Annotated in this window: 4 protein-coding genes; all 4 read left to right on the top strand. The window is 68.2% G+C overall.

Features of this window, described 5'->3' with window-relative positions:
- The first annotated feature begins 17 nt into the window (after positions 1-17).
- Genes B0T44_RS17210 through B0T44_RS17195 form a run of 4 tightly spaced genes read left to right on the top strand, consistent with a single transcriptional unit; the run spans position 18 to position 14,477 of the window.
- On the top strand, positions 18-1,349 hold the full coding sequence (locus B0T44_RS17210; protein WP_077114735.1) for a beta-ketoacyl [acyl carrier protein] synthase domain-containing protein: 1,332 nt from the start codon (positions 18-20) through the stop codon (positions 1,347-1,349).
- A complete protein-coding gene (nbtC, locus tag B0T44_RS17205; RefSeq protein ID WP_077114370.1) occupies positions 1,342-4,494 on the top strand; it encodes a nocobactin polyketide synthase NbtC in 3,153 nt (1,050 codons plus the stop codon). The genes B0T44_RS17210 and nbtC overlap by 8 nt, the downstream gene beginning before the upstream one ends.
- 12 nt (positions 4,495-4,506) lie before the next feature.
- Positions 4,507-9,639 (top strand): non-ribosomal peptide synthetase, encoded by a 5,133-nt coding sequence (locus B0T44_RS17200; protein WP_077114372.1) that lies wholly within the window; start codon positions 4,507-4,509, stop codon positions 9,637-9,639.
- Complete coding sequence (locus B0T44_RS17195; protein ID WP_081512242.1) at positions 9,636-14,477, top strand: non-ribosomal peptide synthetase; 4,842 nt, start codon at positions 9,636-9,638, stop codon at positions 14,475-14,477. The genes B0T44_RS17200 and B0T44_RS17195 overlap by 4 nt, the downstream gene beginning before the upstream one ends.
- The last annotated feature ends 36 nt before the right edge of the window (positions 14,478-14,513 follow it).

Raw genomic sequence — 14,513 nt, 5'->3', positions numbered from 1 at the left:
GCGAAGGAATGGAGAACATGACATCCACTGCGGATGATCCGATTGTCGTCGTCGGCATCGGTATCGAAGCCCCCGGCGGTATCGAAACCCTGACCGAATTCTGGTCGGCGCTCGCCGGATCGCAAGAACTGATAGGACCTTTTCCCCGCGACCGCGGTTGGCCGCTGCGGCAGCTGTTTTCGCTCGGCGCCGAAGAGGGCTGGTCTGATGTTCCCGACGCCGGTGGTTTCCTCGCCGGTGCAACGGAATTCGATCCGCTGTTCTTCGGGATCACCCCGCGGGAGGCTGTCGCGATGGACCCGCAGCAGCGGGTGGCGTTGCGCGTCGCGTGGCGGGCGCTGGAAAACGCGGGGCTGAATCCTGGCGCGCTCGATGGGGAACCCGCGGGCTGCTGGATGGGTGTTTCGATAACCGAATACGGTCCGCGGGCAGCCGGTGTCAACGATTACAGCGGCTACCGGGTCACCGGTACCGCACTCGGTGCGGTGGCCGGACGTATCTCGCACGGGCTCGGCCTGATCGGCCCTTCGGTCAGCGTGGACACCGCCTGCGCATCGTCGCTCACCGCCGTGCACCAGGCTGCCGCGGCGATTCGCAGCGGCGAATGCGAGTGGGCGCTGGCCGGTGCGGTCTGCGTGATGGGCACTCCGGGCGCCTTCTTCGAATTCTCCAAGAACAGCGCGCTGGCCGCCGACGGCCACTGCCGTTCCTATGCCGCTGACGCCTCGGGCACGTTGTGGGGTGAGGGTGCGGGCGTGCTGGTGCTCGAACGCGAATCGCGGGCGCGCGCCCACGGCCATTACGTGTACGGCAGGCTGCTCGGTTCCCGGGTCAATCACAACGGCAAGGGCGCCCCGATCGCGGTGCCCAGCGCCGACGCGCAGGAGCGGCTGATCCGTGCCACGCTCGACGCGGCCGGTATCGCGCCGGAGTTGGTGGGGTTGATCGAGGGCCACGGCACCGGCACGCCGGTCGGTGACCCGCTCGAACTCACCGCCTTGGCACGCACCTACGGTTCGGCCCCCGGAGCGAATCCGAAGCTGGGGTCGGTCAAATCGAATGTCGGGCACGCTCAGGCCGCCTCGGGCGTGCTCGGCCTGATCAAAGTGCTGCTGTGCGGCGAGCACGGTCATATCGCTCCCAGCCTGTGGGCGGACAACCCGACCGCCGAACTCGACTGGTCGGCCACCGGACTGCGGTTGGCGAGCAAATACGAGCAGTGGGAACCGGTCGACGGCGTCCGCTATGCGGCGGTGTCCTCATTCGGGGTCGCGGGTACCAACGCGCACGCTGTTATCGGCATGCCGGTTACCGACGACGCCACCACACAGGAGCGAATCAATGCCTAGTTACCGGCTCCCGGACGGCACCATCCCGGTCCTGCTGTCCTCCGACACCGCCGACGGTTTACGCGCCGAGGCCTCGTCGATCCTCGGCTATCTGGAAGAGCGCCCGTCGGTTTCCCCGGATCACGTGACGGACATGCTGTTCCGTACCCGGGTCGCGCGCAGGCAGCGCGCCCTGGCGATGGTGCGCGGCCGCGACGAACTACTGGAGGCGCTGCGGGCCGTCGCATCCGGGGCCGAGCACCGGTCGGTCGTAGCAGTCGACACCCCGGCGACAGCGCGGCGCATCGGGTTCGTCTTCCCAGGTCAGGGCAGCCAACGGCCTGGTATGGGCAAGCTGTTCTACGAACTGTCGGAACACTATCGGCGCGGCGTGGACGATTGCGCCGCAATTCACCTGGACCGATACGGGCATTCGCAGCCGCTGCACTATCTGCTCGGTGAGGAAGGCCGATTCGAGGACACGGTGTGGGAGGTTCAGCCCGCGCTGATGTTCCACATGTACGGCCTGGCCACCATGTGGCAGGCTGCCGGGGTAGCTCCGGCCGCGACCATCGGGCACAGCCAGGGCGAGCTGGCCGCGGGTGCGATCGCCGGGGTGATGACGTTGCGCGACGCCGTGCTCGCCGTCACTCATCGGGCGCGTCTGGTCGAGAAGGTGTCCCCGCGCGGTTATTCGATGGCCGTCCTCGGCATGGACCGTGACGACTGCGAGGCGCTGCTGGCCAGGCATTCCGGGTGGGCCGAGCTGTCGGTGATCAACTCGCCGCATATCCTCGCCATCGCCGGCGACTGCGCGACCATCGTCGATATGGTCGCCACCGCCAATGCACGCGGCCAGTTCGCCAAGGAAATCCAGGTCGCCTACCCGGCGCACACCTCGATCGTGGCGGGCGTGCGCGCCGACTTCGAGACGATGCTCGGTACCGAGATGAGCGCCCCGACCTTCCAGGCCAGCGATATCACCTGCTACGGCGCCACGCTGGGCGTCCCGATCACCCCGGATCTGACCCATCAGGACTACTGGTACTGGAATCTGCGCAACCGGGTGCGGTTCGATCGCGCGGTCATCGCCGCGGGAACCGACGGAATAGACACCTATATCGAGGTCGCCGAGCATCCGGTGTTGCAGTTGGCGCTGCAGGAGAACCTCAGCCTGGTGCCGCGGAACGCCACCAACGCGGGCCGGGATGTCGAAGTGCTCGGCACTTCGCTGCGCACCGCGGACGGGCTGGACGTGTTCTCCCGCAATCTGGCCAAGATCGCCGTACTGGATCTGAACTACGACTTCGACGCACTGCGGGTCGCCGACCCCGACGAGCCGGTCCGTTTGCCGTTGCGCGATTTCCCGCATACCCGGATGAACCCGAAGAAACTGTGGGCCGACCCGGTGGAACCGCCGCAGCCGGTGGCGGAGGATCCGACGCCGAAACCGCAGCGTCTGGTGGAGAAATGGATCCCGCTGGCCAAACGCACCATGACAGCACCGCGTGCGCTGGCGTTGGTCGACCACACCGGTGAATGCGGTGCGCTGGCTGCGGCGTTGGTTACCGCGGCCGAGCGGCACGGCGCGACGGCCACCGTGCTCAACCGGGACGGGCTGGCGGAACTGGCAGGCGCGCCGCGTGATTCGGTCGGCTACGACACAGCTGTGGTGTTGTTGCCGCCGCTGGCCGACACCGACGGCGCGGGCGCAGTGGACGATCTCGCCGGATTCTTCGCCGACCGCGCCTGGCTGCCCGCCGCTGCCGGTCTGCGCCCCGGCGGGGAGTGCTGGCTGCTCACCGTCGGTGGTGAGACGGTGCTCGAATCGGATCCGGCGCCGCAGTTGGTGCACGGTTCAGTGAGCGCCGGGTTCCGCAGTGTGGGCGTGGAGAACCCCGGTGTGCTGTTCCGGCATCTCGACCTCGCCGCCGGTGAGGACGGGTCCGCCGCCGCAGCCCGGATCGTCACTGCGCTGCACACCGCCGGTGAACCGGAGCTCGCCCTGCGGGCAGGCAAGGTGTTCGTGAAACGCCTGGTGCCCGACACCTCGCCCGCTCCGGACAGTGCACCGGATCTCGATCATGTACTGATCGTGGGCGGCACCGGCCAGCTCGGCCTGCAGTTCTGCGCGCATTTCGCTGCCTCGGGCGCAGGTCGGATCACCCTGCTCAGCCGGTCAGGGGAAACGGCTGCGGTCACCGGCAAGCTGAAGCAGATCCGCGGCGGTGGTACCGATATCGACGTCCTCGCCTGCGATATCGGCGACGCGGACGCCCTGAATGCGGTGGCCGCATCGCTGACGGAACGTCCGGTGACCCTGCTGGTGCATGCCGCGGTGAACTACGTCGATGCGGATCTGACCCAGATCACCCCCCAGATGGTTGCCACCGCCGCCGACTCCAAGATCCTCGGGCTGGACGCGGTGCTGGCCACGGTGCCGCGCACCGCCGACTGCCGGATCGTGCTGTGCTCGTCGTTCGCCGCGACCATGGGCGGGCGCGGGCAGATCCTGTACGCCGTCACCAACCGGATGCTCGATATCACCGCCCACCGGCTGCGCCAGAAGGGGCTCGACTGCGTTTCACTGCAGTGGGGTCTGTGGCAGGTCGTGGGACCGCTCGACGAGACGGGCCTGGCGAAGGTCGCGGGCACCGGCGTCGTGCCGATGGTGCCCGCCGAGGCCATGGCGACCGGGCTCACCGGGCACCGGGGTGACGCGGTGATCATCGCCGCCCAGTGGCTCGAGGTGCACGACATGATGAGCACCTTCGGGCAGGGCACGGTGCTGTCGGAACTGCTCGACGCTCCGGCGCCGAGGCCCGCCCCGGCACCCACGGCCGTTGCTCCGACACCTGCCGCCGCACCCGCTGCCGCCGAGCCTGCTGCGGCGGCAGAGCCCGCGAATGATGACGCGCTCGCGACGCGCATGCTGGCCGAACTGCACAAGGTGATGGGCGCCGACGGCAGCGACGTCATCGACAGTGCCGTTCCGCTGGTGGCGTTGGGCCTGGATTCCCTGCAGGCCCTCGACTTCCGTAAGCGCATCAAATCCGAGCTGGACCGGGATCTTCCGGTCGCGGCAATTCTCGGCGGCGCATCGTTCGACGATGTCGTGCTGTTGATGTCCGAGAAAAAGATGTCCGAGAACACGAACAAGGGCTGAGGGGCCGGATCCATGTCAGACACCAAAGCCAGCAGCGACGTTTCGTCCGGCCGCAGCGCCGCCGACCGCCGCAAGGAACTGTTACGCCGCCGGATGCGGGAAAGCGGTGTGCTCGCCGCCGAAACCGCGACCGCCCCGCAGCGGCGGGTGCGCGCGGGCGAGCAGCAGCCGCTGTCGGCGGGCCAGCGGCGGATGTGGTTCCTGCAGACCCGCGACCCCGAAGACACCACCCTCAACCTGTGCGTCGCCTACCGGTTGACCGGCGCGCTGGACGAAACCCGGCTGCGCGCGGCGTTCGATGCGGTCGTCGCCCGCCACGACATCCTGCGCACCACTTACGGGGTGGACGCCGACGGCGAGCCCTATCAGGTGTTCACCGACGAGGCGGCAACCGCGTGGCAGTCGCACGATCTCACCGATCTGCCCGAAGCGGGCCGAGAGCGCCGGGTGGAGGTGCTGGCCAGGCGTGAGTTCGGCCGCCCGTTCGCGCTGGCCACCGAGACCCCGCTGCGGGTCACCCTGGCGCGTCTCGGCGCCGAGGAGTGGGTGCTGATTCTGGTGCTGCACCACATCTGCTGGGACGACGATTCGTGGGCGGTGTTCTTCGCCGACCTCAACGCCGCGTACACCGGCGGTGAGCTGCCCGCGCCGGTCGGGCAATTCGTCGAAGTCGAGGTGCTCGACGGTCCCGGAGAGGAAACCGCGGCGACCGAGGCGGAAGTGGAGTACTGGCGCGACGCGCTGCGTCCGCTGCCGGAACCGCTGGAGCTGCCCGGTACGGTCGGGGGTTCCAAACACGCCGACCGCCGCACCGCGACCCTGTCACCGGAACTGCTCGCTCGCGTGGAGGCGTTCGCCAAAGAGCGGGCCGCGACCCCGTTCATGGTGCTGCTCGCCGGTTTCGCCGCGGTGATCCACCGCTATACGGCCGCCTCGGATTTCTTGGTTTCGGTACCGGTCACGGTGCGGCGCAATGCGACCGCCCAGCAGCTCATCGGCTACTTCGGTAACACTCTGCTGCTGCGTCAGACCGTGCGCAGTGGTGCGAGTTTCAGCGATGTCGTCGACTCGGCCAAGCAGACCTGCCTCGGCGCGTTCGCCCATCAGGGCATCGGTATCGAACGTGTTGTGCAGGAGGCGAACCCGACTAGAGTCGCCGGACGCGATGGGATGGAGCAGCTGGTCCGGCTGGGGTTCAGTGTCCGCAAGAGCGCCGACGCGTTCGACCTGCCCGGCGTGGTCGCCGAACAACTGGACTTCGGCGCGCCGACCGCCCAGGTTCCGCTGGCTTTCGCGGTGGTGCTCGACGCGGCCGGGGGTGCGCTGGTCGAGGCCGAGTATTGGACCGGCGATCTGCCCGCGCCGCTGGTGGATCAGCTGCTCGGGCATTACGTGCGGCTGCTCGACAGCGCGCTGACGCAACCGGGTCGGCGGCTGGTGGACGTGGATATGCTCAGCGCCGAGGACCGTGCGACGATCCTGGAACTGTCACACGGCGAGCTGGTGCCGATCCCGGCGGCGACCATGGTCGATCTGCTGCAGGACCGGGTCGCGGCAGCACCGGACGCGCCTGCCCTGATCTCCGATGACACCGAGCTGAGCTACGACCAGCTGAACCGGCGCGCCAACCGGGTAGCGCACTGGCTGATCGGCCGCGGCATCGGTGCCGAAGACCTCGTCGGTTTGCGGTTCACCACCTCGGTCGAATTCATTGTCGCGGTGCTGGGTGTGCTGAAAGCAGGCGCAGCCTATCTGCCGATCGACCCGTCGTATCCCCAGGATCGCATCGACTATCTGATCGACGACGCCGCGCCTGCGCTGGTGCTCGACCACACCGGGTTCGCTGCTGCCGAGGCCGCGGCCGCCGCTCTACCGGAAACGAATCCGACAGACGCCGACCGGGTGCGGCCGTTGTTGCCGCAGCATCTGGCGTACGTCATCTACACTTCCGGCTCCACCGGCAAACCCAAGGGTGTGCCGGTTGCGCACGCGGCGATCGCCGAACATGTGCGCGGTTTCGCCGCCGAATGGGGGATGAACGACCAGGACCGGCTGCTGCAGTCGTCGTCGGTGAGTTTCGACGCCTCGCTGGTGGATATCTTCATGACCCTGTCGCTGGGCGCGCGGCTGATCGTGCCGAAACCCGACGCCTTCCGCGATATCCGTTATGTCTCCGATCTGATCACTCGGCACGGCGTCACCGTGCTGCATATGGTGCCGTCGATGCTGAGCACCTTCCTGCTGCTGCCGGAGGTGATCGAATGGCGGGCGCTGCGGCGGGTTCCGGTGGGTGGCGAGGCGCTGCCCGGGGAGGTGGCCGATAAGTTCGCCACCATTTTCGACGCCGAACTGCGCAACCATTACGGCCCCACCGAGGCCGTGGTGTGCGCGACGCATATGCCGGTGGAAGGACCGCAGGGCACCGGCGTGGTGCCGATCGGCATGCCGAACCGCAATGTGTACGCCTACGTGCTGGACGAGGCGCTGCAGCTGGTGCCAGCCGGGGTCGTGGGGGAGATCTATCTGGGTGGTGCGCAGCTGGCGCGTGGCTATCTGGGCAGGTCCGGGCTGACCGCGCAGCGTTTCGTCGCCGACCCGTTCTGCCCGGGCGCCCGGCTGTATCGCACCGGGGATCTGGCGCGGCGCAATCTGTCCGGTGCTCTCGAATTCATGGGCCGCGCCGACGAACAGGTCAAGGTGCGCGGGTTCCGTATCGAGCTCGGTGAAGTCGAATCCGCCATCACCGCCCATCCCGCGGTGGGGCACTGCGTGGTGGTTGTCGCCGAGGATCCGGCGGTGGGCGCCATGCTCGCCGCGTATGTGGTGCCCGCCGCCGGATATACCGTCGACGAAGTCGATGTGGACGAGGTGCGCTCCGCTGTCGCGGCCGGGCTGCCGCAATACATGGTGCCGAGCGCGTTCGCGGTGATCGACCAGATCCCGTTGACCGTCAACGGCAAACTGGACAAACGCGCGCTGCCCGCGGTGACATCTGCCGCCGAACGCGGCTACCGCGAGCCCGCCACCGCCACCGAACGCCGCCTGTGTGAGATCTTCGCGCAACTGTTCTCCGTGGATCGGGTCGGCGCCGACGATTCGTTCTTCGAACTCGGCGGTCATTCGCTGCTCGCGGCGCGGCTGGCCGCGCAGATCCGCGCCGGGTTCGGTGTGGAACTGGATGTGCGCGCGGTGTTCGACACCCCCACGGCGGCCGGGTTGGCGGCGCGGCTGGTTACGCAGTTCCGCGACGAGTTCGGTATCGACCTCGACGCGATGGACGACGAATCCGACGATCAACTGCCGCAGACCGGTTCCGGTGGCAATCGGCCGGAACTCGTGCAACAGTCCCGCCCGGAGCTGCTGCCGCTGTCGTATTCACAGCTGTCCATGTGGTTCCAGTACCGCATGGAAGGCCCCAGCGCGGCGGCGAACCTGCCGCTGGCGATGCGGTTCGACGGGCCACTCGATATCGCGGCGCTGACCACCGCGATCAACGACGTAGTGGCCAGGCACGAAACACTGCGCACCTCGTTCCCCGAACGCGACGGAATCCCATACCAGGTGGTGCATCCCGCCCTGACGGTGCAAATGCCGGTCACCGAGATCACCGCCGACCGCCTGGACGCAGAACTGGCCGATATCGCGAACTTCCCGTTCCCGCTGGACGAGCAGCCGTTGATCCGGCCGCGGCTGTTCGCGCTGGATGAGCACACGCATGTGCTGTCGCTGCTGGTGCACCACATCACCGCCGACCACGCCTCGTTCGGCATCCTGCTCGACGATCTGGTCGCCGCCTACCGCGCCCGGACCGAAACCGGGCAGGCGCCGCACTGGGACCCGCTGCCCGTCCAGTACGCGGATTACGCACTGTGGCAGCGTGCAGTGTTCGACGCAGGCCCCTCGGGGGAGCCCAGCGACTACGCCGCAGCGCAGGTGACGCATTGGCGTTCGGTGCTGGCCGGGCTGCCGGAGGAAATCAATGTCGGGCACGATTTCCAGCGGCCCGCGGTGCTCGGCAAACGCGGCGAGGTAGCGACCTTCACCGTGCCTGCCGAGCGCCGCGACAAGCTGCAGACGCTGGCCGAACAGAGCAATGCGAGCGAGTTCGCGCTGTATCAGTCGATTGTGGCGACGGTGCTGCACAAGCTCGGCGGCGGCACCGATATCGCGATCGGCACGCCGGTCGCGGGACGTGTCGACGAGGCTGTCGGCGAGTTGGTCGGGTTGTTCGCGAATATGGTTGTGCTCCGCAACGATCTGTCCGGCGACCCGACCCTGCGCGAGGTGGTGGCACGCGGCCGCGACGTGGTGCTCGACGCCTATATCCATCAGGAGTTGCCGATCGAGCGATTGGTGGAGGCGCTGAACCCGCCCCGGACCCGTTCCCGGAACCCGCTGTTCCAGACCATGCTGCATTTCCGTGGCGCGGACTGGGCGCCCGCGCCGATCGCATTGGACGCTTCGGGCGCCGCCACGGTGACGGTGCTGCCGGTGGATTTCGATATCTCGTTCCTGGATCTGAACCTGAGCATGAACGTCGCCGCCGACGGCAGCATGGATGTGCGGGTCGTCGTCAACGCCGATCTGTACGAACCGCGCACGGCGCAACTGATCGCGCAGGCGGTGGAGGCGGCGCTGACCGCCTTCGCCACCACCCCCGAGCAGCGGGCCGCCCAGCTGGAGCTGCTGCCCGCCGCCGACCTCGACCACCTGCTCGCACCTCCCGCGCCGCGTGGGGGTGCGGTCGCGGGAGCGACGGCGGATGCGGCCGGTGCGGCAGATATCGAACAGAAGCTGATCGCCCTGCTCGAGGAACTGCTCGAGATCGACGACGTCACCGCTGAAGACAACTTCTTCGCGCTCGGCGGCGACAGTGTCATCTCCATTCAATGGTCGGCGCGCGCCGCGGCGCTCGGTCTGCCGCTGACACCGCAGATGGTGTTCGAGCACATGACCATCGCCGAACTGGCGGCTGCCGTCGATGCCGCCGTTGTCGATGCTGTCGATGCCGTTGCCGGTGACACCGAGCCAGTACCGGCGCCACCGCAGACCGACGACGGCGCAACGCACGCCCCGATGAGTGCGTCCGGTCTCGACGCCGACGCTCTGGCCGCGCTCACCGCCTCCTGGCAGGCCCGATCATGAGCGCCCCGCGGATCGAGGACGTTCTGGCGCTCAGCCCGCTGCAGGAGGGGCTGTTCTCCCTGTCGAAGCTGACCGGCGACGGAATCGACCTGTACACCATGCAGTTCGTGGTCGATATCGATGGGCCGCTGGATGTGGCGCTGCTGCGCGCCAGCGCGCAGGCCATGCTGGTACGGCACCCGAATCTGCGGGTGTCGTTCTGGGACACCGATGTGCCCAAACCGGTGCAGATCGTGCCGAGCGAAGCGGAACTACCGTGGACCGAGCGGTACGCCGAGCCGTCACAATTCGACACCATCGCCGAATCCGAGCGGCGCAAGCCGTTCGACCTGAGCCGCGGCCCAGCGCTGCGGATCCTGCTGTTGACAGTGCCGGGCTCCGACAACGACACCGCCGCCAGCGCGCAACGCCGCATGATCCTGACCGCGCATCACATCCTGATGGACGGGTGGGCAGTCGCGGTGTTCACCACCGAACTGCTGGCGATCTACCAGGCCGGTGGTTCCCCGACCGGTCTGCCGCAGCCGCGCCCGTACCGCGACTACATCGGGTGGCTCGCCGCCCAGGACACTGCGGCGGCGACCGCGACCTGGGTGGAGTACCTGGGTCGGGTGAGCAGCCCGCTGATGGTCGCCGACGGTGCGGCGACCGTACGCGCCGGCGCGGTACCCGAAACCACCCGGCTGACCCTGCCCGCCGCGGAGACCGAACGTCTGCAACGCTGGGCGCGGCGCAGCGGGCTCACCCTCAACACGGCGGTCCAGTTCGCTTGGACGGTGCTGCTCGGCCGGCTCACCGACCGGCGGGACGTGGTGTTCGGCACCACCATTTCCGGTCGCCCCGAACAGCTTTCCGGTGTGGAACAGATGATCGGCCTGTTCATCAACACTGTTCCGGTTGCTGTCCGGATCGACGAGACCGCGAGCGTGGTCGAACAGTGCGCGGCCCTGCAGCGCGAATCGGCCGCCATGCGCGATATCGGCTACCTCAGCTTGTCGTCGGTACAGCGCGCCACCGAACACGGCACCCTGTTCGACACGCTGTTCGTTTTCGAGAACGCGCCCATCGACGCCGCGATCCAGACTGTGACCATGCCCGACGGTGCGCGGTTCCGGCCGATCGAGATGGAAAGCCTGGCGCACTATCCGCTCACCGTCGTCTCTCACCTGGCGGGCGCCGAGCTGGTGGTGCTGGTGGAGGCGGTACCGGAGGCGCTGCCGCAGCTGCCTGCGGAGCAGATCGGGGAACGGCTGCTGTCGATACTGCGTCAGCTGCCCGATATCGGCGCCGGCACACCTGCGGCGCTGGACGTACTGACCGCTTCCGAACACGCCGACCTCGCCACGACTGTCCCGGCCCCGCAGGTCGACAACCTGACCGCTTGGGAGCTGTTCGAGCGGCAAGCCGCCGCGACCCCGGACGCGCCCGCGTTGAGCTCCGGCTCGAACTCCGGCGATGAGCGCTACACCTACCGCGAACTGCGCGACGCCGCCGCCCGCCTCGCGGCCGAACTCGCCGACCACGGCGTAGGCCCGGAAACCGTTGCCGCGCTGGTACTGCCGCGTTCGGCTCGTTCCATCATCGGGCTGTTCGCGGTATTGGCCGCCGGTGGTGCGTATGTGCCGGTGGATATCACGCTGCCGAGTACGCGGATCGACTCGATCCTGAACCAGTCGCGTCCCACCCTGCTGCTGACCACCGAGGACTCCCGCGAACTGCTCGCAGGCCGGTCCGAACCAGTCCTCGTCCTCGACGATCCCGAGGTCATCGGGCGAGTGGCGCGGCGCGCTGCGGAAACACCTGCGGTACCGCGTGTTCCGTCGCACTGCGCCTATCTGATCTTCACTTCCGGATCCACGGGCGAACCGAAGGGCGTCGCAGGAACCAACTCCGCGCTCGCCGCCTACTTCGCCGACCATCGTGACCGCGTGTACCGGCCCGCACAGGCACGGCTCGGTCGCCCGTTGCGCATCGCGCACGCCTGGTCGCTGAGTTTCGACGCCTCCTGGCAGCCGATGGTCGGGCTGCTGGCCGGGCAGCATATTCATCTGTTCGACAGCGAGGAGATGCGTGACGCGCACCGGCTGGTCGAGGGGATGACCCGGCACGGGATCGACATGATCGACACCACCCCGTCGATGTTCGCGCAGCTGTCCGCTGCCGGTCTGCTCGACCGCGGTCCGGCGGTGCTCGCGCTCGGCGGCGAGGCCATCGACCAAGCCCTGTGGTCGCGGTTGCGTGCCCTGACCGGCACAGCGGTATACAACTGCTACGGGCCGACAGAGACGACAGTGGAGGCGGTCGTCGCCGCGATCGCGGACACCACCGACCCGACCATCGGTACCGCCAATGCGGGCACGGCGGCCTATGTGCTCGACTCCCGGCTGCGGCCCGCGCCGCGCGGGGTGGTCGGCGAACTGTATCTATCCGGTGCGCAGCTGGCACGCGGCTATATCGGCAGGCCCGCGGGCACAGCCGCTCGTTTCGTCGCCGACCCGTTCCGCCCCGGACACCGGATGTACCGCACCGGCGACCTGGTGCGCCGGCTCGGCCACGGCGGTCTGGCCTATCTGGGACGTGCCGACGACCAGGTGAAGGTGCGCGGCTACCGCGTCGAGGTAGGCGAGATCGAGACCGCACTGCGCCGGCTGCCCGGTGTCGCCACCGCCACCGTCACCGTGGTGCGTCGGGCGGGCGGAGCGAGTCTGGTCGGTTTCGTCGTCGCCGCGCCCGGCCGGGTGGTGGATCCGGCGCAGTTGCGGATCGCGCTCACCGACCGGCTTCCTGCGTATATGGTGCCCGCGCGGATCGTGATCCTGGACCGGCTGCCCGTCAACGCCAACGGAAAACTCGACGGTCACGAATTGGCGCGCCGCGCGGAACAAGCGCTGTCGCACGGCGTTGCCGAGGGGGAACGCGCGGTTGCGGAAACCGAGACCGAACAGGCGCTCAGCGAGGTCTTCGCCGAACTGTTCGACGGCCGTATCCCGGGTATCGATGACGATTTCTTCGCCATCGGCGTGGACAGCATCGTGGCGATATCGCTGGTCAGCAAAGCGCGGCGGCGTGGTCTCGCCGTGAATCCGCGGATGGTGCTCGCCGCCCCGAGCATTCGGGAACTCGCCGCCGCCATCACCTCGGCCTCGGCCGCGTCTCCAACCGATTCCGCGGCCGATACCGCGGAATACGGCGAGGTGCTGCCACTGCCGATCGTCTCCTGGATGTACGAATACGGCCGCTACCGCCGCTTCACCCAGACCACGCTGCTGCGACTACCCACCGGCATCACCGGCAACCAGTTGGAAGCAGTGCTGCAGGCAGCCCTCGACGGATACGACACCCTGCGCTCCCGCCTCGCCGACACCCCGGACGGTCTGCGCCTGATCACCACGCCACCCGGTTCTGTACGTGCCGCCGACATCCTCACCCGCTTCACACCCGCCCATACCGTCATTCCTGCTGGTGACACCGTCGGCACGAGCGGCGTTGCTGCTGGTTCGAACAGCGTCGCGATCGGCCCGCACCACGATGCCGCAGGCGCGAACAACAGCGCTGTCGACTCGAACAGTGAGGCAGTCGGCCCGTATGGCGATACTGCTGGTTCAACTGGTGATGGTGTCGGTTCGGCTGGTGCTGTGGCTGGCCCGACCAGCGGTGGTTTCGTCTCGGATGTCGATGATCCGTTCGGTGCCGGAGACATTGCTGTCGACTGGAACAGCGTCATTGCAGCTGCGGCCAGGGCGGCGATGGACCAGATCGACCCGCGGACCGGCGATATGGTGCGCGCCGTCTGGTTCCCCGGCACCGACGAAGGCGACATCCTCATGCTCGCCGTCCATCATCTCGCGGTGGACGTGGTGTCCTGGCACATTCTGCTGGCCGGGCTGGCCGAGGCGTGGACCGCGATCGAAGCGGGCTCGGCGCCCAAACCGCTGCCGGAGTTCACTTCCTATCGGCGGTGGTCACAGTTGATGTGGCAGCGAGCGTCGGAGCCGGAAGTCCTCGCTCAACGCGATTTCTGGGCCGGGCAGTTGGCCGCGCCCGATCCGGAGATCGGGTCGCGGGTTCCTGACCCGGTCGTCGATACCTGGTCGTCGCTGCGGGTCACGTCCGCACCGGTCGGTGTGGCGGTCACCGAACGTATCCTCGCCGCGTTGAGCAAGGAGGAAGGCGTTCGCGAGTTCCTGCTCGCCGCACTGACCATGACCTTGGCCAGCTGGCGTCGGGAACGCGCTCAGGACCCCCGTTGCGGCGCACTCATCGCGCTGGAAGGTCATGGTCGCGCCGATACGCTGCTTGGCACCGACACCACCAATACGCTCGGTTGGTTCACCAGCGTGTTTCCGGTGCGGCTCGGTGCGGGAACGGAAGCCGTGGATGTCGAAGGCGCGGAAGCCGATCCGGCTGCGGCGCGGGCCCTGGTCGACTCTGTCGTCGCCCGGCTGGATGCGATCCCGAACGACGGGCTCGACTACGGACTGCTGCGGTATGTCACCCGCAGCCCGGAGCTGACCGGCGCAGCCGAACCGCAGGTGGAGTTCAACTATCTGGGCCGGGTCGACCTCGCCGCGAACGACGGCAAACCCTGGTCGATGGTGACCGGCGGAGCCGACACTGCCCTGCCACTGGACCCCGAACCCGACCTTCCGCTGCGTTACGCACTGGATGTGATCGCCGCAATCGGCAGCACACCCGAAGGCCCGCAGCTGCACACGAACTGGCGTTGGGGTCAGGGCCTGCTCACCGAAGCCGACGCCGACCGGCTGGCCGAACTCTGGCAGCGTGCCGTCACCGCGCTGGCTGCTGCGCTCGATCGCCGAACAGTGGATCGACGGTGACCAGGGGGCACCGCCGAAATGGGCTCGGTAGCCGCG

Origin of the sequence: Nocardia donostiensis (assembly GCF_002081715.1) — a bacterium.
GTDB lineage: Bacteria > Actinomycetota > Actinomycetes > Mycobacteriales > Mycobacteriaceae > Nocardia > Nocardia donostiensis.
Note: the sequence above shows the minus strand (reverse complement) of the source record. Positions and strands in the feature narration are given on the sequence as shown.

What these genes read in the sequence shown, in the direction of transcription:
- B0T44_RS17210 (WP_077114735.1), top strand. Translation starts at nt 18, where the DNA reads ATGACATCCACTGCGGATGATCCGATTGTCGTCGTCGGCATCGGTATC.
- nbtC (WP_077114370.1), top strand. Translation starts at nt 1,342, where the DNA reads ATGCCTAGTTACCGGCTCCCGGACGGCACCATCCCGGTCCTGCTGTCC.
- B0T44_RS17200 (WP_077114372.1), top strand. Translation starts at nt 4,507, where the DNA reads ATGTCAGACACCAAAGCCAGCAGCGACGTTTCGTCCGGCCGCAGCGCC.
- B0T44_RS17195 (WP_081512242.1), top strand. Translation starts at nt 9,636, where the DNA reads ATGAGCGCCCCGCGGATCGAGGACGTTCTGGCGCTCAGCCCGCTGCAG.